A 25,521-nucleotide genomic window follows, 5' to 3' on the forward strand; every position below is an offset into this window, starting at 1 on the left:
GGAACCTCCCGAACGAACTCAGCGAATCATGCTGCGGATCTGGCGTGCGGCGACCGACAGCATCGCGAGGTCCATCCGGCCGGCCCAGTGCCGCAGTTCGTCGAGCGCCGTACGGGCCCGCGCCAGCCGCGACGCGTTCGCCTTCTCCCAGTTCTCGATCTTCTGCTGCGCGCTCTGGCCCGGGTCGCTGTGCTGCAAGGCGTCCAGCGTGATCGAGCGCAACGACGAGTACACGTCGTCCCGCAACGCCAGTCGTGCCAAAGCATGCCAGCGGTTGCCGCGTTCGAGGCCGCTGATGAACGTCAGCACTTGGTCGACGTCCAGGTGGTCGGCCATGGCGTAGTACAGCTCCGCAGTCTCGAGCGGGCTGCGTTCCATGTCCATCCCGGCCTCGCGCTCGGCGAGCTCGGCCACCTCGATCACGTCCAGCAGGCCGTACGCGTCCAGCAGGGCGGCGATCCGCCCAGCCAACGCCTCGGGCACGCCGTGCTTGACCAGCTCAGCGGTGTCGTGCTCGACCGCTTGCTTGGCCTGGCCACGCAGCAAGTCGCCGACCTTGGGCGCGATCACCTTGACCACCCGGGAGAACCGGTTGATCTCCGCGCCGACCGCGAGCGGCTGCGGCCGGTTGGACAGCAGCCAGCGTGAGGCCCGGTCGAGCAGCCGCCGAGTCTCCAGGACCATCTTGTCGGCGATCTCGGTCGGGATCTGGTTGTCCAGCGCGTCGATCTCCCGCCAGATCGACGGCAGGTCGTACACGCGGGTCACCACCGTGAACGCACGGACCGCGTCGGTCGCGGACGCGTGGATCTCCTCGGCGAGCCGGAACGGGTACGTGATCCCGGCGCCATCGATGACCTCGTTGGCCAGCACGGTCGTGGTGATCTCACGGCTGAGCGGGTGCGCCGCGATCGCGTCACCGAACCGTTCACGCAGCTGACTCGGGAAGTAGTCGGTCAACCGGCTGGCGAACACGCCCTGGCTGGGCAGTTCGCTGGCCAGCAGCTCTTCCTTGAGGCTGAGCTTGACGTGCGCGAGCAGCGTGGCCAGTTCCGGCGAAGTCAGACCGAGGCCCGCCTTCTCCATCTCCTTGAACCTTTGGGCGGTCGGCAGCGCCTCAAGCTCCCGGTCCAGCCCGTGGTGCTCAGCGAACTCAGCGACCAGACGGGCGTGCACCGACAGCATCGGCGTGGCGTGCGCCCGGCTGACACCCATCACGGCGTTCTGGCGGTAGTTGTCGGCCAGGACCAGGTCACCGACCTCGTCGGTCATTTCAGCGAGCAGGTCGTTGCGCTGCTGCTCGGTCAGCTTCCCGCTGGTGACCAGATGGTCGAGCATGATCTTGATGTTGACCTCGTGGTCGGAGCAATCCACCCCGGCCGAGTTGTCCAGCGCGTCGGTATTGACTTTGCCGCCGGAGCGCGCGAACTCGATCCGGCCGCGCTGGGTCAGGCCGAGGTTGCCGCCCTCACCGACGACCTTCACGCGCAGGTCGGCGCCGTTGACGCGGATCGCGTCGTTGGCCTTGTCGCCGACGTCGCCGTGCGACTCGGTGGCGGCCTTGACGTACGTGCCGATGCCGCCGTTCCACAGCAGGTCCACCGGTGCCAGCAGGATCGCCTTCATCAGCTCGAAGGGCGTGAGCTTCGCCGTGCCCTCGGGCAGGCCGAGCACCTCGACGATCTCCGCGCTGAGCGGGATCGACTTGACGCTGCGCGGCCAGATCCCGCCGCCCTTGCTGATCAACGACCGGTCGTAGTCGTCCCACGAGGACCGCGGCAGGTCGAACATCCGGCGGCGCTCGGCGAACGACGTGGCCGCGTCCGGGTTCGGGTCGATGAAGATGTGCCGGTGGTCGAACGCGGCGACCAGGCGGATGTGCTCGGACAGCAGCATCCCGTTGCCGAACACGTCGCCGGACATGTCGCCGACACCGACGACCGTGAAGTCCTGGGTCTGCGTGTCCACGCCCAGCTCACGGAAGTTGCGCTTGACGCTCTCCCACGCGCCGCGCGCGGTGATGCCCATGGCCTTGTGGTCGTAGCCGACCGAGCCGCCGGAGGCGAACGCGTCGCCGAGCCAGAAGCCGTAGTCCTTGGCGACCTCGTTGGCGATGTCGGAGAACGTCGCCGTGCCCTTGTCCGCCGCGACCACGAGGTAGCTGTCGTCGCTGTCGTAGCGCGCGACCTGCGGCGCCGGGATCGTCTTGCCCGCTTCGAGGTTGTCGGTCAGGTCCAGCAACCCGGAGATGAACATGCGGTAGCACGCGATGCCCTCGTTGAGCTGCGCCTGACGGTCCAAGCCCGGGTCACCGGAGGCGGCAGGTGGCCGCTTGACCACGAACCCGCCCTTCGCGCCGACCGGCACGATCACGGCGTTCTTCACGGCCTGTGCCTTGACCAGGCCGAGGATCTCGGTCCGGAAGTCCTCGCGGCGGTCGGACCAACGCAGGCCGCCTCGGGCGACCGGCCCGAACCGCAGATGCACGCCCTCGACGCGCGGCGAGTACACGAAGATCTCGAACCGCGGCCGTGGCTGCGGCAGCTCGGGCACCGCACGCGGGTCCATCTTCAACGCCAGGTACGGCCGCGCGTTGCCGTCAGCGTCGGTGACCATGTAGTTCGTGCGCAGGGTCGCGTTGATCAGCATGAGCAGACTGCGCAGGATGCGGTCCTCGTCGAGGCTGGTGACCTCGTCGATCATCTGGGTGATCTCGTCGACCTGGGTCTTCAGGCTCGCGAGCCTGGTCTGCTCGTCGGTCGTGACGTCGAACCGGCATTCGAACAGCTTGACCAGGGCCGTCGCGACATCGGTGTGCCGCAGGACGGTGTCCTCGATGTAGTCCTGGCTGAACGGCGTGCTGGCCTGCCGCAGATAACGCGAGTACGCCCGCAGGATCGTCGCCTGCCGCCAGCTGACGCCCGCGCGCAGCACCAGCGAGTTGAACCGGTCGACCTCGGCCTCGCCGCGCCAAGCAGCCGCGAAGGCGTCCTGGAACTGGGTCCTGGCCAGCTCAAGGTCCTCGTCGGTCCGGTCGGCCAGCATCGACGGATCCAGTCGCAGGCCGAAGTCGTAGATCCACCAGGCCATGCCGCCGTCGTTGCGCAGCTCGTACGGCCGTTCGTCGATCACCTCGACGCCCATGGCCGTCAACACCGGCAGCACCTGCGACAAGGTCACGCCCTCGCCGCACAGGTACAGCTTCAGGCGCCGCTCCCCCGGCTCCGCATGCTCGGGGACATAGAACCGGATGTCCATGTCGCCCTCGTTCTCGAGGGCCTGGAGCCTGCGCAGGTCGTGCAACGCCTCCGAAGCGCTGAAGTCCTCCTTGTACGCCTCGGGGAAGACGCCCGCGAGGCGCTGGCCCTGCTGCGAAGCGGACTCGGTGCCGATCGACACCACGCCGGTGGCGCCGTTGCCGGTCTTCTCCCGCTGCTCGGCGACCACGGCCTCGGCCATCCGGTCTTCCCAGCTGCGGATGGCCGCGGTGAGCTTCTCCTGGATACGCGGCACGTCCGGCTCGATCTGCTGCTGGTGCTGCGGATCAGTGTGCACGGTGAAGTAGACCTGGGCGAGGGAGAACTCGCCGATGCGCGCGTTGTACTCCAGGTTCGAGCCGTTCAGCTCGGCCAGCAGGACTTCCTGCATGGCCAGCCGGGTCGTCGTGGTGTACCGGTCACGCGGTAGGAACACAAAGCACGAGAAGAAGCGGCCGTACGGGTCGCGGCGGAGAAACAGCCGCAGCCTGCGTCTGTCAGCGAGCGCGATAACGCCGGTCGCGGTGGCGTACAACGATTCCGCGGTGGACGAGAACAGCTCGGCACGCGGCCAGTTCTGGATGACTTCGAGCATCCGCTGACCGGAGTACGACTCCAACGGGAACCCGGCCTCGTGGATCACCTCACGCACGCGGCGCTCGACCACAGGGATGTCCAGCACGTTCTCGTGCAACGCGGCCGTGGTGAACACACCGAGGAACCGGTGCTCGCCAGTGACCTGGCCGTCCGCGTCGAACGTCTTCACGCCGACGTAGTACGGATATACCGAACGGTGCACAGTGGACGGAGCACTCGCCTCGGTGAGCACAAGCAGCTTCGGCGCCAACGCGGACGCGACAATCGAGTCAGGTCCCGCGGTCAGGCTGCGTGCCGCGAGACTGTCTTGCCTCAGGACTCCGAGACCGGTCGCGAGCACTGCCTTCAGCGCGGGGTCACCGTCGCCCTGGACCAGCTCGTACTGCCGGTAACCAAGGAACGTGAAATGACCTTGGGACAGCCAGCGCAGCAACGAGATCCCGTCGCTGACGTCGGTGTCCTCCAGCGGCGGCGGGTCGGCTTCCAGTTGGTCCGCGAGGTGGCGCGCCTGCCCAGCCATCTTGGCGGCGTCTTCGACGACCTCACGCACATCGTTGAGCACCGAGTACAGCCCGGTGGCGATCGCACGGCCGCGATCCGGGTCCGTGACCAGGTCGATCTCGATGTACATCCACGATTCGACCAGCGCGTCCGCGGGCGGCTCGCCCGGGTCGGCGGTCGGCAGGACCTCGCGCAGGGTGCCCGCGACATCCCTGCGCACCACGACGATGGGGTGCACGACACGCTGAACCTGCACGCCACTGCGAACCAGCTCGGCGCTGACAGATTCGACGAGGTACGGCATGTCGTCGGTGACAATCTGGATGACGGTCGAAGTGGTTGACCAGCCATCCGTCTCAGCCGTCGGGTTGATCGGCCGGATCACCGGACGCCCAGGCACCCGCTTCGCCGCGAGGTCAAGGTGCGCGCGAACGGCACCGACCAGGTCGCCGGGAGCGAAGTCGATGACTTCCTCCGGTGGCACATAGCGGTAGTAGAGCCGGATCAAGTCGGCGATCTCGGGGGCCGATCCCGCGGCCTGCGCCACCAGCTCGTCCCTGATCTGCTCAGGGCTGGCCATGGCGGCTGCCCTTGCCGCGACGGTGTTCGGATGGGACTGGACTCCAGTCGAGGTCATGTTCTCCAGGCTCCGCGCTCGTCGGCACCGTGTGCGGCACGTCGTTGTGCCAGTTGTTGTGCCAGCTGCGACCTAACCCTAGTTGGCCGCGCATCCAACCCATGCAACCACCAGTGGGACTTGATGATGATTTAGGGGGCTTCAATAGCCGGTTTCACCGCGGTGGCGGTCGGTGTCCTCACCGGTTGCCGCCTCAAGCCCCTCATATGCGGACAGAACGTCCTCATCAGGGGCATCAGAAGTCGACGACTGGTACGCCACAAGGGCTTCAGCGAGCAAATCGGCCAACTTCAAATCGGTCCGTTCACGGCGCCGAAGGCGGCTGGGCCGGTCATCACCAGCCTCATCAGCGGCCCGTTCGGTACGCCGCCTCGGCCTTTCCGGACGTCCCTCGGTCAGTCGCCGCTTGGACAATTCGTCGACACCTGAAGAAGAAAGCCGACGTGCCATGGAAGATTCGTCCGGCTGAATCGTTTTCTCGACCGGTTCAGTGTTCTTGCTGACACCCGATTCGGTGACAGCGTCTTCGCCCGTAGCTTTCTCAGTGCCGATGGCTTTTTCACTACCTGTAGCTTTTTGGGTGCCTGTGGCTTTTTCGGTGCCAGCGTCCGAGGCCACCCCGGTGGCAGCTCCCGAAGGAGAGGGGCGCCGCGACAAACCCTCGGGCCCCAAAGAGAAAACCGCGGGGCGCGCGACGTCGACAGGACCAGACTGCTCAGGAGGCAAAGCAGCGGCAGAAGGCACCGCGGCGGCAGGCTGTTGTCGCTGCGGCGGCGGAGCGGGAGCGGCGGTATCTGGCTCCGACGCCCGACGGCGCCCCGGCCGAGTCTCCTCTCCAACACGATCCACAGAGGACTCACCAGAACCCGCCAACCCCAGAATGGCATCTCGCACAGAGGAGGCGTCGGACCGGCCGCGAGATATGCGTGTGGTGGGCGCGTTCCTGGCGGTGTCCTCGCCGAGAATCGCTTCGAGCCCAAGCGATTCACGCACAAGCTCATTCGAGACCGTTTCCGGCCCAGCGAATCGACCGCCAGTGTCTACCTGTTGGTCGGCCTCAAGGTCGCCTCGGCGGCCGCGATCGGTCTGGGCCCGGGGCGCACCACTCGACGTCGCATCCATGCCGGGCGACTCGGCAGACCGCTCGTGGCTTATGTCCGGACCATGCGTCCGCCTGCCAGCTACCTCATCCGAAACCGATTCCGCACCGGGGTATCCGGGGTGCGAGCGTTGGGCACGTGTCCCCCAAGCATCCGGTGAGCCGAAACTCGTCTCACCGAGGATCGCGTCCAGGCCAAGGGATTCGGAAATGTTCGGCCGAGTTTTCTCGCCGATGGCGCGTGATTCAGGCGGCCGCGATCCAGTCGGCTCCTCCTCGCCGCCTTGTGGCTGCGGCATCCTTCGACGACCAGCGGACTCGCTGTGCGGCGGGATCTCGCGACGCCCAGCTGTATCGCCCGAGGACAGCATCTCCAGGCCACCAACGGGATCGCCCACCGACGACACTTCCCAGCCACCAACAGTGCCACTCGGCCCCGACACTTCCCGGCCACCAGCAGTGTCGCTTGGCAGCGGCATCTCGCGGCGGTCTACGGCTCCGCTTGACGCCTGGTCTGGCATCCCGCGGCGACGCGGCATTTCATGGTCACCCGGCACATCGAGCGAGCCACCTTGCGAGCGAAGCGATTCCGGCATCCGTCGGCGGCCCGTGGACGCCTCCGGGAACGCGTTACCCGAGGGTCCACTGTGTCCTTCGGATTCACCCGGACCGCTTGGCTCCGTTGGTTTCCAGCGAAGACCGAAGTCAGCCACGTCCTCCGCGTCAGGCTTCCGCCGACGGCCGCCGTCGGACGGGGCCTCCGCGTCAGATTTCCGGCGACCACCGAGAGCAGCCAAGTCATCCAAATCGGACTTTCCCCGGCCAGCTAGGTCATCCGGGTCGGGCTTCCGCCGACCACCAAAGCCAACCGCGTCATCCGCGTCAGACTTCCGCCGACCACCAAAGCCAGCCACGTCCTTCACATCGGGGCCACCCCGACCACCGAGGCCAGCCAGGTCTTCTGGATCGGGCTTGCCCCGGCCACTAACGCCGGCCAGGTCCCGCAGATCCGAATTCCGCCGACTACCCAGGTCACCTAGGTCTTCCGAGGCGGGCTTCCGGCCGACGCCTAGGCCAGCCAGATCTGCCACATCGGGGTTCCGGCGACTGCCGGGGTCACCTGGATCCTGCGCGTCGGGCTTCCAGCGGCGGCCTGTTCGCTCTGGGGCGCTTGGCGTTTCGCGTCCGACAGACTCTTTTTCCGGTTCTTTTTCCGGCAATGGTTCTGGCTTGCGTCGCCGCCCAGGCTCCGGTTCTTGTTCGGGCATGCGTCGACGGCCTGTTGGCTCTGGCTCGGTCGGCCATATGTCTGGCATGCGCCGACGACCCGTCGATTCTCCTTGCGCCCTCCGACTTTCGGGGTTTTCGGGTTCGCTTTCGCTTTCGTTTGGCCACTCTGGCATCCGGCGGCGGCCGGTGGTTTGGCCGACTTCCGGCTTCGGGGCTTCGATCCTGGTGGAGAGCTCGGGTTCCTCGAAGGGTTCCGGCATGCGCCGTCGGCCCGTCGACTCGCCTGGCCTCGTGCTGGCTGCCGGGGTTTCTGTTTCGTTCGCGTCCGGCATTCGGCGGCGGCCGGTTGTTTCCGGATTGTCGTCCGGTTCTGTCGCGCGACGGGATGGGTCGCGTGGCAGGGCGCGGCGACGGGCCCTGGGGTTCTCCGGATCCAGCTCCGATGTCCATCTGCGGCGCTGTGGGTCTGGGTCGGCGTCTGGGTCGTCCGGGGCGGGGATGTCCGGTCCGATTGGAAACCGTGGGCGTGGGTTTGGCCTGTGCTCCGGGTCTTCGGCTGGCTCGTCCGGTTCTGTCGGGCGCCTGCGACGGCCAGGCTGGGGTTCCACGTCCGGGTCGGGCGGGATCGGAACCTCTGGACTGTCCGGTGGGGTGGGGATCTCGTCCGGGTCGGGCGGCTGTGGGATGGAGGCGCGCTCGCCTTCCTCCGCCGCGGCCAGGATCTCGTCGCCGGTGCTGCTGTAAGTCTTCATTGGTTGGTCGATCGCGTACTGGTCGTATTCGGATAGCTGGTCCGCTTTGAACGCGTCCGGCGCGCGTCGACGGCCGCCGCTGCCGCGACTGATATCCAGCCTATCGAGCACTGAACGGCCGCCTTCGGCGTCAACGCTGTCGTCCTGTGGCATTCCTCGTTCATCGGCAGCCGGCCACTGGCTGCCGTAGTCCGGTAACGGGAAGCCAGCCAGGTACTCGGCCATCTCCGGGTCCGCGACGTCACTCGACAGCCCGGCGTACTCCTGGATGAACGTGTAGCCACTGTCTTCTGGCGGAAGGTCGTAGAGCGGCTCGACGGACTGCCAGTCCGGCTGGTCGTGTTCCTGCTCGTTATGGGTCAGGGCCTCACGTGCGGCGCTCAGCAACGCGTCCTCGCTCGTGCCTTCCTGGTATTGCGCCACGCCGGTGCTGACGTTGACGCCCCGCGCGGGATCCTCGACATCCCAGTCCGAAGTGGACACCGTCTCGCGCAGGGTGGCAGCGAACTGCTCGGCTTCATCCCGTGTCGTATCGGGCAACAGCACTGCGAGCTCACCTTCCTCCGGCCTGGCCAGTTCGGCATCGCGCGGCGCCATGTCGCGGACATGATCGGCCAGCGAGGTCAGCACGTCCGGATCGATCTCCGGCGGTATCCGGCCGACGCCCGCGGTGTCGATGGCCTTGATTAGGGCCGCGCTGAACCGGTCTGTGCTGTCGGGGTCTTTCCTGCGCGGCTCAGGTTCAGGTTCGTCCCCGCTCGGCTCGAGCCGGACCAGCGTGAGCGCGGTCGGCCGGGCCTGTCGACGGGCCGCGGCCAGCCTGCGCCGCAAACCCTGCCGGTTGAGCAGGCCGGTTTCCTCGTCACGCTCGTTCTGCGACGCGTCCGGCCACTTCGGTTTGTCCGAGTCAGCGGCCCGCCTGCCCTTCGGGCGGCTGGACTGCTCACTGGTGCTTCCGGCGACGGCGGTGGCGGCCCACTCCGATTCGGACTCGACTGTCTCCGCCATGTCAACGGGCTCGGAGTCCTCGGCGTGCATGTCCACGGCCGCGCGGTCGACGGCAGCACGTCCGACGACGCGGTCGACGGCAGCCGGATCGGCACCGGCCCACTCGGGCGCGGCGCGGTCGGCGTCGACGAGGTCGGATCCGGCGCGGGTCTGCCCAGCGAGGTCCATGGCTGCCCTTTCCCTGGCAACCATCTCCCATCCGGCAAGCTCCCGCCCGAGAAGGTCGTGGGTACCGCTGCGCCCCATGCTGCTGCCGCCCGACCCGCTGGCGGCCAACCCAGAGGTTCCAGGGGCCCCGCCCCCGCCCCCCTCCCCTCCCCCTCCCGCTATCCCTGCCCCACTCCCGAATCCCACGCCCGCACCCGTGCCCGTGCCCGCGGTCTCGCCCGTGCTCGCGATCGAGCGTCCGCGTCGGCCCGCGGTGCCGCTGTCCGCGTCGTCGTTCAGGCCGAGGCTGGCTGCCAGGTCGTAGCCAGCTGTTGTGGTCAGAGTTGGGTAGCCCTCCAGGTCGTAGGTCACGCTGTAGCCCTGGGAGGCCAGTCCGTAGCCCTCGCTGGCTGACTGGCTTGCCGCCGCGTCGTAGTCCTGGCTCGCGGTGGCGGCCGCGTCGTAGCCTTCTGTGCCTTGGCCTGTGCGTTCGTAGCCGACACTGTCGTAGGTACCCGCGCCCCGGGTTGGACGGGGTCGTGGGCCTGGGCCGATTCCTCGGCCGGCGAGTTCCCTGCCGGACATTTCGCGGCTGGCGGCCTCGCGGGCGCTCAGCTCTGTTCCTGCCGCTTCCGGGATGGACCTGGCCGGGGTCCGCACCACGCGGCGGAGCAGGGACTCTGTGTCGTCGGGCAGCCTTGTGCCCGCACCGAGTTCCTCGAGGACGATCAGGCGAGCCAAGGTGTCGGCCCGGAGCCTGCGTTGTTCAGCTGCCCGTGCTGAACGCAGCGAGTTCAGGGCGTCGGTCAGGTCTCCGTCGGCTTCCTGGGCGTGTGCAAGCGATGTCAGGACATCGGCGAGCAGTCCGTCCAGTTCGTGTCTGCGTGCGACGCGCACTATCTCCGCGAGCAGCGCGTGTGCTTCCCTGGCTCGTCCGGCTGGGAAATGCACGCGCGTGGCGAGGATGAGCATCAGCCGCCCGATCGCAGCAGCTGACGTCGCCCGCACCGGCTGGGACAACGTCTGATCGGCTTGGCCGACCGCGGCGGCCTCCTCACCGGCGTCCAGCAGCGCGCTGACCATCTCAAGGCCCAGCTCTGCCCGCGCCTGCCCGGAATCCGTTCCCGGATCGGACAAGCCGTCGAGCAGGGTCAAGCCTTCCGTGGCCGCCGCGACCGCTCCGGTGGCGTTGCCCCACCGGCGGCGGAATGACGCGATCCGTGCGTACAGCAGGGCTCGCATGATCCGCCGGACGTCGCCACTCAGCATCTCGTCGGCGGCGTACAGACGGTCGGCTTCCGAAAGCACCTCGTCGATGACGTCGAGCCGCCCGGCTTGCGCGAGGCCACCGACGATCTCGGCGAGCGCACCTGCCCGCACCGCGGGGCGGGTATCACTTCCTTCCAGCATGGGACGGACTAGGACAAAAGCACTTCCGGTCAGCCCGACCGCGCGGGTACTGGCCGCAAGGTCGACCCGGACCGACCCGGCGAGGTCACGATCACCGGCGGTCTCGGCTTCGCGCAGGGCGGCGACAGCAGGCTCAACGGCCTCGGCGTGTTTGCCGAGGCGCACCAGGGCAGCGACCATCAGGGCATTGGCGCGCAACGCAAGCGAGCGGTCCTTGGCCTCGTCGGCATGCGTCGCCGCCTGCCGTGCGAAGACCAAGGTGAGCTCGGGTGCGCGCCACCTCAACCGGTCGGCGGTTCCGGCGAGCAGTTCGCCGTCCGTTCCGCCGTCCGACCAAGTTCCCTTTCTGCCCGCTGTCACCGATGCGACCTAGTCCCGGGTCAGCTTGCGGTACGTGACCCGGTGTGGCCTGGCCGCTTCCGCGCCAAGCCGGTCGATCTTGTTCTTCTCGTAGCCTTCGAAGTTGCCTTCGAACCAGAACCACTTGCTCGGGTCCTTGTCGGTGCCCTCCCACGCCAGGATGTGGGTGGCCACGCGGTCGAGGAACCACCGGTCGTGGGAGATGACCACGGCGCAGCCGGGGAACTGCTCAAGCGCGTTCTCCAGCGAACCGAGGGTCTCCACGTCCAGGTCGTTCGTCGGCTCGTCGAGCAGGATCAGGTTGCCACCCAGCTTGAGGGTCAGCGCGAGGTTGAGCCGGTTGCGCTCGCCACCGGACAGCACGCCCGCGGGCTTCTGCTGGTCCGCTCCCTTGAACCCGAACGCACTGACGTACGCGCGGGACGGCATCTCGACCTGGCCGACGTGGATGTAGTCCAGCCCGCCAGACACGACCTCCCACACGTTCTTCTTGGGGTCGATGCCGGCTCGGTTCTGGTCCACGTAGGACAGTTTCACGGTCTCGCCGATCTTGACGGTACCGCTGTCCGGCTGCTCAAGGCCGACAATGGTCTTGAACAGCGTGGTCTTGCCGACGCCGTTCGGGCCGATCACGCCGACGATGCCGTTGCGCGGCAGGTCGAACGTGAGACCGTCGATCAGGGTGCGGTCGCCGAAGCCCTTCTTGAGGTCGTTGACCTGGACCACCACACTGCCCAGACGCGGGCCAGGCGGGATCTGGATCTCCTCGAAGTCGAGCTTGCGGGTCTTCTCAGCCTCGGCCGCCATCTCCTCGTACCGCTCGAGACGGGCCTTGGACTTGGTCTGCCGCGCCTTGGCGTTGGAGCGAACCCACGCGAGCTCCTCCTTGAGGCGCTTCTGCAGCTTCGCGTCCTTCTTGCCTTGCACGGCAAGCCGTTCAGCCTTCTTCTCCAGGTACGCGGAGTAGTTGCCCTCGTAACCGTGGGTGCGGCCACGGTCCAGCTCGAGAATCCACTGCGCGACGTTGTCGAGGAAATACCGGTCGTGGGTCACGGCGAGGATCGCGCCCGCGTAGGAGGCGAGGTGCTGCTCGAGCCACAGCACGCTCTCGGCGTCCAGGTGGTTGGTTGGCTCGTCGAGCAGCAGCAGGTCGGGCTTGGACAGCAGCAGCTTGCAGAGCGCGACTCGCCTGCGCTCGCCACCGGAGAGCACCTTGACGTCGGCGTCCGGCGGCGGGCAGCGCAGGGCGTCCATCGCCTGCTCCAGCTGCGAGTCCAGGTCCCACGCGTCCGCGTGGTCCAGGGCCTCCTGCAGCTTGCCCATCTCCTCCATCAGCTCGTCGGAGTAGTCCGTCGCCATCAGCTCGGCGATCTCGTTGAAGCGGTCCAGCTGCTGCTTGACCTCGCCGAGGCCCTCCTGGACGTTGCCAAGAACGGTCTTGTCCTCGTTGAGCGGGGGCTCCTGCTGCAGCATGCCGACCGAGTAGCCCGGCGAGAGAATGGCATCGCCGTTGTTCGGCTGGTCCAGTCCCGCCATGATCCGCAGGACGGTCGACTTGCCTGCCCCGTTCGGACCGACCACGCCGATCTTGGCACCCGGGTAGAACGAGATGCTCGCGTCTTCCAGGATGACCTTGTCCCCGTGCGCCTTGCGCACCTTCCTCATGGTGTAGATGAACTCCGCCATGCCCGCGATCGTAGAGCGGTCCGTACACGCCGATTACCGCGACTGCCGTGTACGGGGCTGAAGTGACGATCAGTGTCATGCCGCCACCGTCTCGATCGGCATGCCGGACCGCTCGTCGCGGAGCAACACGATCTTGCAAAAGGTCAGGTCCGGGCCCATCGCGCTGGCTTCCATCTCCAGCTCCGAGCGGGTCTGGCCGTCCTTCTCCCACTTGTTCGTGTACAGCTTTCCGGTCACCACGACGGGGTCACCCTTGACAAAGGTCGCCGCGACGGATCCAGCTAGTCGCCGGAAGCATTTGACCTTCATGAACAGCTCGCGGCCGCGCACCCACGCGTTGGTTTCCTTGTCGAACTTACGTTCGTTGGTCGCGACGCTGAAGACAGCGAACACCCGCTCCTCGTCGTCGGCGTTGTACACCCGCACGTCGGTGCAGATCCGGCCGGTCAACGTCGCCTTGGTTTCGTTCCACGCCATCGGATTTCTCCTTGTTCACGCTGGTTTTTGGGCGTGATGCCAGCTTGCCTTCGCGGGGGTTTGGGCGACAGGGGTTGGCTGGCTTGGCTGTGGACTGGTCGCGGATGTGGATAGGTGGGGGTTGGGGAGCTTCTTTTTTGGGGGATTGTCGGCCGGGTGTGGTAGGGGGCTAGGCCGTGTTTCATAAGTGCGGTCGTAGCCAGATGTTGATCGCAGCGATGTGGATGGTCGCTTCGTAGCGCACGGCCAGCTTGTCGTAGCGCGTGGCCACGGCCCGGTGCTGTTTGAGTTGGCTGATGCCGCACTCCACGGCATGCCGCCGCTTGTAGGCCTGTGGGTCGAATGCCGGTGGCCGCCCACCTCGCGAGCCCTTCTTGCGGCGGTGGGCGGCCTGGTCGTCCTTGACCGGGATGACTGCGGTGATCCCACGTCGCCGCAGATAGGCCCGATTGCCCTTCGAGCTGTAGGCCTTGTCCGCCAGCACCCGGTCGGGGCGGGTGCGCGCCCGTCCCGGACCCAGACGGGGTACCCGGATCCGGCCGAGCACCGCCATGAACTGCGGGCTGTCGCCACGCTGGCCCGCGGTGACCACCAATGACAGCAGCTTGCGGCCCTGCTCACAGGCCAGGTGCACCTTGGTGGTCCACCCACCTCGTGAGCGGCCCAGCCCGTGATCGTCCGGCTCGGCGCCACCGGTCTCGGTGCTCGGCGGTTCGGCCTGCAGATCGCCTCTTGTCCGCGCACCTGCAGCATGCTGATGCGCCCGCGCGACCGTGGAATCGACGCTCACATCCCAGACGATCTCGCCCTCGGCGTCCGCGATGGCCTGCAACGCGGTCAGGATGCGCTGCCACACTCCGGCGCGCTGCCAACGCCGGAACAACCCGTACACGGTCTGCCACGAGCCATACGCCGGTGGCACATCCCGCCACGGTGCACCAACCCGGATCCGCCACCGAATCCCGTCGATGAGCTGTCGTTTCGTCCATTTCGGCGGGCGACCAGGCTTACGTCCAACGGGCAACAGCACTGCCAGCACGGCCCACTGAGCGTCAGTCAAGTCCGCTCGCCCCGTCACCGCTAGGGTGGCCACGAGGTCTCCGGTGTCATCGATTGTCTTGGTCGAGAATCGATCTACCCCGAGACCTCGCCTATTCGATCAACGACACGCCGCGACAGCGATCACCCAGCAACGCACCAGCTCCCAGCTTTGAAACACGGCCTAGGAGGCCGCTGAATTAGGGTGGTTTGCGGGTTGGTTGTCACCGAGTGATGGCAGGCGAGGACCTGGGCCTTGCTGATTCATGGGTGATGCTGGGCGTTCAGGGAGCCCAGGGCGGTTGCTCGACGAGGTTCACAATCCCCAAGACTGGGGGTTGGGCCGTGGTTTCCCTCAGGTAGCCAGGGTCCAAGCGCCCGCCGTATGGGTCAGGCCGCGACCGATGAGGTTGCGGAGGTTCAAGGCTGCGGTGCGGCGTTTGAGCCAGGCGTTGTTCTTGCCGGTGCCTAGATATCGGAGTTTGAGACGTCGGCCACCGCGGCTGGCGATCTGGGAGATGACCCGTTCCACGTTGGGGCGGAACGTCCTGTAGCTCTCGCGCAGTTCGGGCTTGTCCGCCCAGTCGCGTCGGGCTTGGCGCAGCAGGTCATCTCGTGGGTGCAGAACGATTTTACGGCCGGTCTTGGACGTGGTGCACTGTGCACGCAGTGAGCAGGCACGACAGAGAGCGCCAAAGGTGGCGACCCGGGTCCGGCTGATCGGGCGGGTGATGTCGTTGGGGCAGGTGACCGTGCCCGCTTGCTCGTCCACGGTGAAGTCGTCCACGGTGAATCCGCCCTCGACCGGAGCCCGCAGCGGCTTGGGCTTGATCACCGCCTCATGCCCGGCATCGTCGATCCCACCGCGTAGATCCCCTGTGCCATAGGCGGAATCGCCGTACCACGCGCGCTTGCCGTCCTCGGCGTCGAGGAACTCCTCGGCCACAGCGGGGTCGGAGTTCTCCGTGCCGGCGGCCGTGGTCACCTTCTCGTCGGTGACGATCCCGGTCTCGGGCTCGGCCGCCACGTGCGCCCGATACCCGTCCCGCCGGTTCTCCGGGGACTTGCGGGTATGCCGCGCATCCGGATCCACTGTGGACACCACCCGGTCCGGGGCGACCTTGCGGGCGATCCGCCACCGCCCATCAGTGCCGTCACTGCCCTCGGCGGGCTCGGCATCCTGACCGGCGACCAACGCCAGCAACGCCAACGCGAACTCCGCGTCGCCTTCCAGTTCGGTATCGGCCAGCGCCGCCACCAGCGCGTTCGCATCGTTGACCAGCGCGGAGACCAGCGCGTCCCTGGCGGCCGGGTCGTCCCAGTCGATCCTCGGCTTGTCCGGCCGACTGTAGTCATGGCCGGTACACACCTTCGCGATCTGCTCCGCCGCGCCGGGCACCTGCCGATCCACCCGCCGGATCGCCGAGATCAGCTGGGTGATGGTGTCCTGGGTGGCGACCGCGTCGGCCAGGATCGTGGAATCCACCGCCCGCTTGCGGCGGCCACGCAGGATCCCGGTCTCCTCGACGACCGTGCGCACCGCGTCGTTGATCCGATGCGGCCGCCCCGAGGTGGCCAGTCGTTTGCGCCAGTACACCAGCGTCGAGGGGTCGAATCCCTTGTCGTCCAATGCCATCCCGGTCGCGACCTTCCACCGCAGGTCACACCGGGCCGCCTCAGCGGTCTCCCGATCCGAGAGATCATGCAGGGTCTGCAACACCAGGATGGAGGCCATCACCGACGCCGGGATCGAGGGCCGTCCCTTGCCCGAGGGGAACAGATCCTCGAACTCTCCATCGGGGAACAGATTCCGGCGATGCCCGGCCAGGAACGCGAACATGCTCCCCGCCGGGACCAGATGACCGACCAGCGCCTCCGCGTCCAGCAGCTCCCGATCACCACGCTCCACACCCTGCATGAAACGATTCTCCCAGCTCAAACCCACATCCTGGGGCGACACGCCGATTATTCAGCGGCCTCCTAGCGGGAAGCTGGGCCGTCGAGAAACCCGGCGAACGTTTCGAGACGCGCCACTAGGTCTAGCGGCAGGCCCTCCAAGTCAGCCAAGACAGCCACATCGGATAACGGTGTAGCGGGCAGCCAGCTGAGAAATGGGCGGGGCTTGGCCAATCAGGTCGGAGTGCGGTCGGGGCGGGGTTCGGTCGCTCCTGACCTGTCTGGGCCTTCGCCCAACAAGGATGCGGGCCGGATCGCGCCGAGGCCGAACTTGGCGCGGGCTTTGTCAGCGGCTTGATCGGCTTCGCGCCAGCCGCTTTCTGGGGCGTCGAGCAACAACTGCTCGCCGCCTTCCGTTGTCAGCTGCTCCATTCGGACTCCGATCAGTCGGACCGCGCCCGGGGGCGTCTGCTCGACAAGCAGTTGGCAGGCGACCTTGAAGATCTCCTGTGTCACGTCCGTTGGCACGAGCAGCGTTCGAGACCGGCTGATCGTGGTGAAGTCGGAGAATCGCACCTTGATCGACACTGTCCGGCCACGCAGTTCGCGGCGGCGCAGCGCCACCGCTGTCTTCTCCGACAGGCGCAGGAGTTCACGTTTGAGCAGTTCGCGGTCCCAGTGGTCGACCTCGAACGTCTCCTCCGCACCCACTGACTTGTCGACCGATTCTGGTTCGACGCTGCGGTCGTCGTATCCGTGCGCGAGGGGGTGCAGGTGTTCGGCGAGCGCGTTGCCGATGATCCGGCGTAGGCGGGGCAAGGGTGCAGCAGCTACGTCCGCGACGCGTTCGAGGCCGACGTCGGCCAGGCGCTCAGCTGTCTTCTTGCCGACGCCCCACAACGCCGAGACTGGCAATGGGTGCAGGAACTCGAGCACGGATTTTTTGGGCACGACGAGCATGCCATCGGGCTTGCAGAGTCCCGACGACAGCTTTGCCACGAACTTGGTCGGCGCCACTCCGACCGAGCACGTGATCCCGTGTTCCTCCTCGACCCGGGCACGGATCAGCTGGCCGATCTGCCCTGAGGTCATCCCCATCCGCCGAAGCGCGCCGGAGACGTCAAGGAACGCCTCGTCCAGGCTCAATGGCTCGACCAAGGGCGTGATGTCCCGGAAGATGCCAAGCACGCCCCTTGACACCTCCTGGTACAGCCCGAAGGTCGGCGACACGTACACCGCATGCGGGCACAACCGCCGCGCCCGGCTGGTTGGCATCGCCGAGCGCACGCCGTACTTGCGCGCGATGTAGTTGGCCGACGACACGACACCCCGGTTGCCGATCCCGCCGACGACGACCGGTTTGTCCCTCAGCTCCGGTCGCTCGCGGATTTCGACCGATGCGTAGAAGGCGTCCATGTCGACGTGCAGGATCGGGCAGCCCGTGTCGTCCGGCCAGACGCCGTCGCGCGCCACGAACCGATCGACCAGCCCTTGCGGTAAGTCACCGCTTCTTCCCATGGATCACCTGCTTTTTCGCCTGCTCCGACACGCTAGCCCCACCCACCGACAGTGTTGGATTGCCCTCGCTTCGCTCGGGCGGGCTTTGTCGCCAAAGCCGGACTGTTTACATTCCGACCCCCTGCGGGGGCCGCCCACCCCCAACCGCGGGTCCACCCCGCCCCACGCAGCCAACGCCGCTCGGTGCTTGCTCGCCGCCGTGGGCCGGGCGGCGTCGGGCGTGTTGCGTGGCGTAAATGACCAGCGCGACAAAGCCGAGGTCGTAAATGGGCGGCGCGGCCGAGGTGGCGATCACTGGTTACCGTCTGGTCCATGTCCAGGTGGCCACGCAGTGTGTACGGGGTCGGCGAGGAGCCGGATCCCAGGTTTTCCATGGCCAACGAGCGCACCTTCCTTGCCTGGTTGCGGACGTCGATCGCGCTGATGGCGGCCGGGGTCGGCTTCGCGGCGCTCGGACCGGCGGGCAACGTCCTGGACCTTGCCGTGGCCTGTGCGCTGCTGGTGACCGGGATCGCGTGCAGCCTGAGCGCCTTCCAGCACTGGGTGGCGTGCGAAAGATCCCTCCGATTGGGTGAACCTCTGCCTTCGCCATGGATGGCCGCGGTCCTCGGCATCGGCCTTGCAGTCACTGGTGTGCTCGCCGGAATCTTGGTTCTCACCCGATGAGGCGACAACCATGGGACCCCGGCCTGCAGGTCGAACGGACCGCGCTGGCGTGGATGCGGACGTGCCTGTCGCTGATCGTGGTCGCCTTGATCGCGTTCCGCTTCGCGGCCCCGAAGAGCCTGGCGCTGGCGCTCGGGCTCGGCGCGGTCGTCGTGCCATTAGCGTTGCTCGCGTTGTGGCTGGCGTGGCGTCGCTACAAAACAAACGCCGCCAACCTGGCCGAAGGCAAGCGTTTGCCGGGCGCGTTGCTGCCGGTCACGATGACGGTCGTGACCGCGCTGACGGGCGTGCTCGGATTCGTCTACGTCGTATTGGAGCGTTAGTCAGTCTGTCCTCTGGTGAAGACGCCCGTTGAGGGGTGAAAATCGGTGTTGGCTGCCCGCTGACGTCGTTGTCTCTATGGTCTGTGAAGGCCGTGCGTTAGTCGGACGCTGGGAGCCCTTGGTGGGCCCTTGATTGTTGCTTCGAGCACGCGGATCAGATTCGTTGTTGCCTGGGCTCCCGCGGGTAGCCGCCCCGCCGGACGCTCGGGGAGAGGCCGATGTTGGAGCAGACACAGGACAACGAGGAGATCATCGCGCGGGTGGCCGCGTTGGATATCGGTAAGGCCGAGGTGATGTGTTGTGTCCGGGTGCCCGATGAGGCGCGTCCGGGTAAGCGGCTGCAGGAGGTCCGGCCGTACTCGACGATGACCCGGTCGTTGCTGGTGCTGGCTGATCGGCTGGCCGGGCTGGGCGTGACCCGGGTGGTCATGGAGTCCACATCGGACTATTGGAAGCCGGTGTTCTACCTGTTGGAGGCGCACGGGTTCGAGACCTGGCTGGTCAACGCCCGCGATGTCAAGCATCTGCCCGGCCGGCCGAAGACGGATCGATTGGACGCGGTGTGGTTGTGCAAGGTCGCCGAGCGGCAGATGATCCGGCCCAGTTTTGTCCCGCCGTCACCGATCCGCCGGCTACGGGATCTGACCCGGTATCGGCGTGACCTGGTCGAGGTCTGCACCGCGGAGAAGCAGCGGGTGGAAAAGCTCCTGGAAGATGCCCAGATCAAGCTCTCGGTGGTGGTCTCGGACATCTTCGGGGTGTCCGGCCGGGCCATGCTGGCCGCGCTGGTCGCCGGGCAGCGGGACCCGAAGGTACTCGCGCAGCTGGCCCGCACCTCGATGCGGCGCAAGATCGGCAGGCTGGAAGAGGCGTTCACCGGGTTTTTCACCGATCATCACGCGTTCCTGTTGTCGACCATGCTGGCCCGGGTGGATGCCGGGATCGCTGACGTCGCCCGAGTGGATGCCGCGATCGAGGAGTTGATCGCCCCTTTCGCCACAGCGGTCGACCAGCTTGATGAGATCACCGGCGTCGGGCGCACCGCCGCCCAGGTAGCCATCGCCGAGATCGGGCTGGACATGGCACGCTTCCCAACTCCGGGCCACCTGTGTTCCTGGGCCAAGTTCGCTCCCGGGGTGTCGGAGTCGGCCGGCAAGAAGAAAGGCAAAGCTGCCACCGGGCACGGCAACCCTTACCTGGCCCGAATCCTGGGCGAGGCCGCAGTGTCCGCCAGCAGGACCAACACTTTTCTCGGCGAACGCTACCGGCGCATCGCTCGCCGCAGTGGCGCCAAGAAGGCCATCGTCGCGGTCGGCCGTTCCATTCTCGTGATCATGTGGCACCTGTTATCCGACCCCAACGCCCGGTTCCGTGACCTCGGCGCCGACTACTTCGTCCAGCACACCAACACTCAACGCAAGGTCCGCAACCACATCAGCCAACTGGCCGCTCTGGGCTATCGCGTCACCCTCGAACCCGCGGCCTGACAACCCAACTACCAACCCGGCTCCGCTGCGCTACGCCGGGTGCCTTCGGCCTGCCCACTCACCATCGATTTTCGGATCAGCGACGGCCGAGAGCGTGCAGCCGTGCGGCGACGTCCAGCAGCGGTGACGTGGTCGAAGCGGCGAGCTCCAGCTGTGCGAGTGCCTCAGCGGCGCCAGGGTTGCTCTCCAGTACCGAGCCCGGCACGAGGTCGGAGACGACGCCGTGGCCCTGGACCAGCTCAACCGAGAGACCGCCGTCGACCAGCAGCTGCTTCAGACCAGCGATGTCGTACCGGCGGGACAGCGTCTCCTCGGCCAACTGCCCAGCCGGGTCGTCCAGCAACCTGCGGGCTTCAACCAAGCGGCCGGTGATCGCGCGGTGCAGGACCGCCGCGTAGCGGTTGGCGACAAGGACCGACACCAGCCCGCCTGGGGCGGTGGCTTCGGCCATCGCGGAGATCGTGGTCTTCGGGTCGTCGACGACCTCGAGCAGGCCATGCCCGAGGACCAGGTCGACCGACCCGGCTGGGACGAGCTGGGCGAGCGCGTCGCTGTCGCCCTGGTACGCGGTGATCGAGTCGACCACACCGGCTTCCTGCGCGCGCCGGTGCAGCGTGGCCAGCGCGTTCGGGCTCGGGTCGACCACGGTCACGGCACAGCCCGCGGCGGCGAGCGGGACGGCCCACACGCCGCTGCCGCCACCGACGTCCAGCACTCGCGGTGGCTCGCCCGCGCGGCGGTCACGCACTGCAGCCAGCTCGGCGTAGAGCACGCGGCGCACGGCATCTGGTCGCATGTTCGAAACCCTAAACGGTGGTCATGGCATTGGTGGACGGGACCCGAGACGGAGACGGTCTGTAGACCGTAGGCTTCTCCGAGTGCAGACGGTCGCAGTACTGAGCCTCAAGGGCGGAGTCGGCAAAACGACGGTAGTGCTCGGCCTGGCGTCGGCCGCTTTGCGGCGCGGCGCACGGACCCTGGTTGTCGACCTTGACCCGCAGTGCAACGCCACCGCGACGCTTGATCCCGAAGACACCGAGACGACTCTGGCCGACGTGCTGGAGAGCCCCCGGTTGCCGGTGGTCAAGTCAGCAATCGCGGCAAGCGCGTGGGGTGAGGGGGTGGACATACTTGTTGGCTCCGAGGAAACCGAGGAGCTCAACCATCCCAACCCGGGAGCACGCCGCCTCGGCAACCTCAGTCGCGCGCTGCAAGAGGTCAACAAGTACATCGAGGAGGGTGAGCTGCCGTACGAGCTCGTGCTCCTCGACTGCCCGCCGTCGCTCGGACGGCTGACCCGTTCCGCACTCGTGGCCGCAGGCGGCGCCCTGTTGGTCACCGAACCAACGTTGTACGCCGTGTCAGGCGCGCAGCGTGCGTTCGACGCCATCGCTGAGACACGTGAGCAGTACAACCCCGAGCTGACGACCTTGGGTGTCGTGGTCAACCGCGTGCGGCCACGGTCGTACGAGCACCAGTTCCGCATCCAGGAGCTGCGCGAGCACTTCGGCTCGCTTGTACTGCCCGTAGCCCTGCCGGACCGGCTCGCTGTGCAACAGGCGCAGGGCGCGTGCATGCCCATCCACCAATGGGGCACGCCCGGCGCGCGCGAGGTCGCGTTGGCGTTCAACCTCGTGCTTGCGCGTGTGCTGCGGTCAGGGCGACGCGCGCGGCACGAGTTCGCGTGGCCCGAGAGCGACGGCGACGAAGCGGCTGATGTCTGAGGGCGACACGGTCTGCCAGGCTGGCCACAGGCTGAGGCAAGCGCTGGCCGGGCAGGAGCTGACCCGTGGTGAGCTACGTCACCCGCAACTGTCGACGCATAACCTCGCGGGCCGGACGGTGGTCGGCGTGCGGACGGTCGGCAAGCACATTTTCATCCGTTTCGACCACGACCTGAGCTTCCATAACCACCTGCTCATGGACGGCGGGTGGCGCTTCGGCCGACCGGGCGCACGGTGGCGTTCGCCCGCGCACCAGGTGCGTGCCGTGCTCACCAACTCCACGGCCGAGGCGATCGGTGTCCACCTGCATCAGATGCAATTGTTGGCCACTGGCAAGGAAAACACGCTCGTCAGCCACCTCGGGCCGGACCTGCTCGATCCATCATGGACAGACGAGCACACCCAGCGCGCCGAGCACGCGCTAGCTTCGGACCCGGTGCGTGAGATCGGCATCGCCCTGTTGGACCAGCGGGTCATGGCAGGCATCGGAAACGTCTACAAATCGGAGGTTTGCTTCCTGCTCGGCGTGTCACCGTGGACGCCGGTATCCGAAGTAGACGTTGCACGCGCGGTGTCGATCAGCCGGGATCTGTTGGTACGTAACGCCATGACCCCTCGTCGGAACACGACAGGCTCCGCTGTGCGCGGACGTGAAATGTGGGTTTATGGGCAGAATCGGCGCGGCTGCCTGAAATGCGGTGGCCGCGTCCGATCGGCCGATCAAGGCAGCGGGCTCGAGGTGCGCACGACCTGGTACTGCCCGGCCTGCCAACCCGGTCCGCAAAATTCGTTGCCGCCTGGCACCCACTCGACATAAGTTGGATGTACACGAGAGAGGAGGTGGTCCAAAGTTGTATACCAACAGGACACGTGAGGTGGCTGTCCGCTAAGGACCACCACAGGCTCTAGCCGGCCTGCGAACACGGCAGACGCTGGTCCGCCAGCGCCGTAGACGCGGGCGTATGGTCGGCGAATCCAAAGCAGCCACCGGCCCTCGGGGTTTCCGGGATCGTCCAGTCCCGGACCTTGTGCCCATGCACAAGGAGTCACCCCGAGGGTTTTTTTACTACCTTCTCAGCAGCTCGACGGCCACGTAGAGGTCCTGCAACGCGATGCCGGAGCTGTCGAAGACCGTGATGTCGTCGTCCGCGACGCGCCCTTCAGCCTTCCCTGTCAGCACATCGCCCAGCGCGGTCAACCCCGTGGCATCTATGGCGTGCTGCATTTCACCAATCTGAACGGACTGCTCAGGCAGGTCGCAGAACAAACGCGCTTTCGCCAGCAGCTCAGGCGGCAGTTCCTGCTTGCCGCGCGCGTCCGAGCCCATGCTCGCCACGTGCGTTCCCGGACGAACCCAGTCGGCGTCGAACAGTGGCGCTCGGGATGTTGTGGCGGTGACGATGATGTCGGCCTGACACGCATCCTGTGCCGTACTCAACTGGGCACGAAGTCCTTTGCTTGACAGCAGTTCAACGAACCGCTCACCACGATCAGCCGATCGGGCAACGACCTGGACCGACTCCAGGTCACGAACCTTGCTCACCGCAACGCATTCGTAAAGCGCCTGGTGTCCGGTTCCGAAGATCGCCAGCGTTGTGGCATCCCGCCGGGCGAGGACATCCGCGGCCACCGCGTCGGCCGCGGCGGTACGGAAAGCGTTGACCTTCCCGGCTTCGATCACCGCGGCGGTACGACCGGTTTCCTGGTCCAGCAGCAGGATTGTGGAGTTGTGCCGCGGCATGCCCTTGGCGTCGTTGCCGGGCCAGAAGCTGCCGACCTTCACGCCAGCAAGCTCGGCAGAAGCCCCTGATTTGACCGTGAACCGATTGCCAGGGTCCGTTCCGTGGCCGAAGACAGCTGGGAACGTCTGCCCAGTGGTCGCGGCAATCAGCGCCTCACGGACGGCGTCGAAGGCGATTTCCTCGGTGATCAGCGCGGCTGACTCCTCTTCGGAGAGAAAACGCACGTCACCACCCCCGCACACGGGGCCAGACGGACTCGATCATGCGAGAACCTTTCGTCACTTGGTACTGGTCGTGCTGCGCGGCGGTGGCGCAGGCGTGATTCGGCAGAATGCGCAGCCGCGTGCCGACGGGAATGTCCGGGAGCTCAGCGGTGCTCCCTGGCCGGACCGACAGGATTCCGTGCTCCTGGCTGGCCTCGGTCATCAGCAGGTCAGCGAAGAGGGCGCCATCGAGGTCAGCGACCAGGCCGTAGCCCTGATCCACGCGCTGACGAGCGGTGCCGCGGTCCCGGGAAGTCGCCATCCACCCGCCGTCGGTGAGGATCCAGCCCTTGTCCGGGCGATGCCCGATGACCGTGGTGACCACAGTCATCGCGAGATCCTGGATCTCGCACACGCCAATGCCCACCATGACCAGGTCGAAAAACACGAAGTTGCCCGCGCGCACCTCGGTCACGCCGGTCAGGTCCTCCGCGAAATGCGCGGTCGGCGTCGATCCGACGCTCACCATGGGCGACTGAAACCCTTCCGCCCGAAGGAATTCCGCGACCTGCACGGCGCAGCGGCGCTCGTTTTCAGCGGCTGCGGCCAACGCCGAGGGACTGTCGGCGTAGTACGACTCCCCTGCGTGGGTCAGCACTCCACGCAGGCCGTCCTGCAGTGATCGCGCGATGTCCACAATGGCCGGATCGTCCGGTACGACGCCACCTCGATGGCCGTCGCAGTCGACCTCGATCAGGGCCGGAACCCGTTTAGCAGCAACAGCATCGGCTTGTTCCACACTGTCAACAAGCACCACGAGGTCCACGCCGCGTTCACGCAAGGCAGCGACCCGGTCAAGCTTGTCCGGCGCGATGCCAACGGCGTAAAGGATGTCGGTGAAACCCTGTTGAGCAAAGGCTTCCGCCTCGGCGAGGGTCGACACCGTGATCGGACCAACCCCGTCGTCGAACAACATTCGAGCCACCTCAACGCTTTTCGCAGTCTTGAGATGGGGGCGAAGTGTGGTTCCCAAGCGGCCGCGCAACCTGGCGATGTTTGTTTCGACTTTGTCCTTGTCCAGCACCAGAAACGGCGTCATGAGCGATTCGAGCGTGGTCATGATTCCTGCTTCCGGCATTCCGAGAGATCCGCGTACAACCCTGATCGAGATATGCCGAGGCGCTCGGCGACCCGGAGCGCCGCGTTGCGCACGGCGAATACGCCGCGCTCATCGAGAGCCTTGATCAAGCCGAGCCGCTCGACCCGGTTGAGCGCGGCGAATGGCTTGCCCCGCACCAGTTCTTCCTTACGCACCACCGCGTCGACCACTTCAGCGAAGTCGTCGGTGAAGGTCGTTGGCGCGACTTCCACCGAGGTCGTGCCCGCCAGCGCGGACAGGAGGTCGCCCGCCTGCCGCAGGGCGGTCACGTCGATGTTCACGCACAGTGCGCCGAAAACGTGGCCTTCCTCGTCGCGCAACGGCATGGTCGAGGACTTGACGACGCGTCCGTCCGGCGTGCTTGTGACGTAGTTCAAGTCGTTCTCCGCCAGATCGCCTTTGGCCAGCACCGCGAGCCCGATTTCGCTCAGTGATCCGCCGACCCGGCGGCCGGTCACGTCTCCGGCCACCGCCACCACCGACCGCTCCCCCTGGCGGTAGTCGTGCAGGACGACCTCGCACGACGGGCCGAACGTCGCCGCCAAGCCTTCAATGACCGGCCGTAGCGCGGCCAGGATCGCATCCGACATGCGTCCGAGTCTAG

16 protein-coding genes are annotated in these 25,521 nt (G+C 66.8%); 5 read left to right on the forward strand and 11 right to left on the reverse strand.

The annotated features are described in order from the left end of the window. Window positions 1-18 precede the first annotated feature (18 nt). The 7 genes from LWC34_RS32550 to LWC34_RS32580 form a co-directional block, all read right to left on the reverse strand. Entirely contained in the window at window positions 19-4,992 is a 4,974-nt protein-coding gene (locus LWC34_RS32550) for an NAD-glutamate dehydrogenase (RefSeq protein WP_233729114.1), read from the reverse strand. Window positions 4,993-5,133: 141 nt separating this feature from the next. After that, complete coding sequence (locus LWC34_RS32555; RefSeq protein ID WP_233729115.1) at window positions 5,134-10,998, reverse strand: diguanylate cyclase domain-containing protein; 5,865 nt, start codon at window positions 10,996-10,998, stop codon at window positions 5,134-5,136. A gap of 9 nt (window positions 10,999-11,007) precedes the next feature. Beyond that, entirely contained in the window at window positions 11,008-12,684 is a 1,677-nt protein-coding gene (gene ettA, locus LWC34_RS32560; protein WP_233729116.1) for an energy-dependent translational throttle protein EttA, read from the reverse strand. Window positions 12,685-12,759: 75 nt separating this feature from the next. After that, a complete protein-coding gene (locus LWC34_RS32565; protein WP_233729117.1) occupies window positions 12,760-13,161 on the reverse strand; it encodes a single-stranded DNA-binding protein in 402 nt (133 codons plus the stop codon). 181 nt (window positions 13,162-13,342) lie between these two features. Further along, the gene (locus LWC34_RS32570; RefSeq protein ID WP_233726357.1) at window positions 13,343-14,239 is read right to left on the reverse strand and encodes an IS5 family transposase; all 897 of its coding nucleotides are present in this window, start codon (window positions 14,237-14,239) and stop codon (window positions 13,343-13,345) included. Window positions 14,240-14,554: 315 nt separating this feature from the next. Then, a complete protein-coding gene (locus LWC34_RS32575) occupies window positions 14,555-16,117 on the reverse strand; it encodes an IS1182 family transposase (RefSeq protein ID WP_233729118.1) in 1,563 nt (520 codons plus the stop codon). A 212-nt stretch (window positions 16,118-16,329) separates the two neighbouring features. Next, complete coding sequence (locus LWC34_RS32580; protein WP_233729119.1) at window positions 16,330-17,613, reverse strand: DNA polymerase IV; 1,284 nt, start codon at window positions 17,611-17,613, stop codon at window positions 16,330-16,332. Window positions 17,614-17,925: 312 nt separating this feature from the next. Here LWC34_RS32580 and LWC34_RS32585 point away from each other — a divergent pair, with 312 nt between their 5' ends. From LWC34_RS32585 to LWC34_RS32595, 3 genes are all read left to right on the forward strand, one after another. Next, on the forward strand, window positions 17,926-18,279 hold the full coding sequence (locus LWC34_RS32585) for a YidH family protein (RefSeq protein ID WP_233729120.1): 354 nt from the start codon (window positions 17,926-17,928) through the stop codon (window positions 18,277-18,279). Next, window positions 18,276-18,602 (forward strand): DUF202 domain-containing protein, encoded by a 327-nt coding sequence (locus tag LWC34_RS32590; protein ID WP_233729121.1) that lies wholly within the window; start codon window positions 18,276-18,278, stop codon window positions 18,600-18,602. The genes LWC34_RS32585 and LWC34_RS32590 overlap by 4 nt, the downstream gene beginning before the upstream one ends. A 218-nt stretch (window positions 18,603-18,820) precedes the next feature. Continuing rightward, window positions 18,821-20,089 (forward strand): IS110 family RNA-guided transposase, encoded by a 1,269-nt coding sequence (locus LWC34_RS32595; RefSeq protein ID WP_233723845.1) that lies wholly within the window; start codon window positions 18,821-18,823, stop codon window positions 20,087-20,089. Window positions 20,090-20,165: 76 nt separating this feature from the next. Here the strand turns inward: LWC34_RS32595 and LWC34_RS32600 are convergent, their stop codons facing one another. Further along, window positions 20,166-20,885, reverse strand: coding sequence for a class I SAM-dependent methyltransferase (locus tag LWC34_RS32600; protein ID WP_233729122.1), 720 nt, complete (start codon window positions 20,883-20,885; stop codon window positions 20,166-20,168). A gap of 82 nt (window positions 20,886-20,967) precedes the next feature. Here LWC34_RS32600 and LWC34_RS32605 point away from each other — a divergent pair, with 82 nt between their 5' ends. Both LWC34_RS32605 and LWC34_RS32610 read left to right on the forward strand, forming a co-directional pair. Further along, window positions 20,968-21,813, forward strand: a complete 846-nt coding sequence (locus tag LWC34_RS32605; RefSeq protein ID WP_233729123.1) for a ParA family protein — start codon at window positions 20,968-20,970, stop codon at window positions 21,811-21,813. Next, entirely contained in the window at window positions 21,806-22,630 is an 825-nt protein-coding gene (locus LWC34_RS32610) for a DNA-formamidopyrimidine glycosylase family protein (RefSeq protein ID WP_233729124.1), read from the forward strand. Before LWC34_RS32605 ends, LWC34_RS32610 begins: the two co-directional genes overlap by 8 nt. A gap of 249 nt (window positions 22,631-22,879) precedes the next feature. On the opposite strand, the gene LWC34_RS32615 is transcribed toward LWC34_RS32610, so the two are convergent. The 3 genes from LWC34_RS32615 to LWC34_RS32625 are packed head-to-tail and all read right to left on the reverse strand — an operon-like array spanning window position 22,880 to window position 25,507. Beyond that, on the reverse strand, window positions 22,880-23,779 hold the full coding sequence (locus LWC34_RS32615) for an ornithine cyclodeaminase family protein (RefSeq protein ID WP_233729125.1): 900 nt from the start codon (window positions 23,777-23,779) through the stop codon (window positions 22,880-22,882). A gap of 1 nt (window position 23,780) precedes the next feature. Further along, window positions 23,781-24,878, reverse strand: coding sequence for an alanine racemase (locus tag LWC34_RS32620; protein ID WP_233729126.1), 1,098 nt, complete (start codon window positions 24,876-24,878; stop codon window positions 23,781-23,783). Then, window positions 24,875-25,507 carry a helix-turn-helix transcriptional regulator gene (locus LWC34_RS32625; RefSeq protein ID WP_233729127.1) on the reverse strand — a complete coding sequence of 211 codons (633 nt, stop codon included), beginning with the start codon at window positions 25,505-25,507 and terminating at the stop codon, window positions 24,875-24,877. Before LWC34_RS32625 ends, LWC34_RS32620 begins: the two co-directional genes overlap by 4 nt. Window positions 25,508-25,521 lie beyond the last annotated feature (14 nt).

The organism is Kibdelosporangium philippinense (assembly GCF_021390435.2).
Taxonomy (GTDB): domain Bacteria; phylum Actinomycetota; class Actinomycetes; order Mycobacteriales; family Pseudonocardiaceae; genus Kibdelosporangium; species Kibdelosporangium philippinense.

Coding starts and splice junctions, on each gene's coding strand:
- LWC34_RS32550 (WP_233729114.1), bottom strand. CDS start 4,992: ATGACCTCGACTGGAGTCCAGTCCCATCCGAACACCGTCGCGGCAAGG.
- ettA (WP_233729116.1), bottom strand. CDS start 12,684: ATGGCGGAGTTCATCTACACCATGAGGAAGGTGCGCAAGGCGCACGGG.
- LWC34_RS32565 (WP_233729117.1), bottom strand. CDS start 13,161: ATGGCGTGGAACGAAACCAAGGCGACGTTGACCGGCCGGATCTGCACC.
- LWC34_RS32575 (WP_233729118.1), bottom strand. CDS start 16,117: ATGCAGGGTGTGGAGCGTGGTGATCGGGAGCTGCTGGACGCGGAGGCG.
- LWC34_RS32580 (WP_233729119.1), bottom strand. CDS start 17,613: ATGGGAAGAAGCGGTGACTTACCGCAAGGGCTGGTCGATCGGTTCGTG.
- LWC34_RS32585 (WP_233729120.1), top strand. CDS start 17,926: ATGTCCAGGTGGCCACGCAGTGTGTACGGGGTCGGCGAGGAGCCGGAT.
- LWC34_RS32590 (WP_233729121.1), top strand. CDS start 18,276: ATGAGGCGACAACCATGGGACCCCGGCCTGCAGGTCGAACGGACCGCG.
- LWC34_RS32595 (WP_233723845.1), top strand. CDS start 18,821: ATGTTGGAGCAGACACAGGACAACGAGGAGATCATCGCGCGGGTGGCC.
- LWC34_RS32600 (WP_233729122.1), bottom strand. CDS start 20,885: ATGCGACCAGATGCCGTGCGCCGCGTGCTCTACGCCGAGCTGGCTGCA.
- LWC34_RS32610 (WP_233729124.1), top strand. CDS start 21,806: ATGTCTGAGGGCGACACGGTCTGCCAGGCTGGCCACAGGCTGAGGCAA.
- LWC34_RS32620 (WP_233729126.1), bottom strand. CDS start 24,878: ATGACCACGCTCGAATCGCTCATGACGCCGTTTCTGGTGCTGGACAAG.
- LWC34_RS32625 (WP_233729127.1), bottom strand. CDS start 25,507: ATGTCGGATGCGATCCTGGCCGCGCTACGGCCGGTCATTGAAGGCTTG.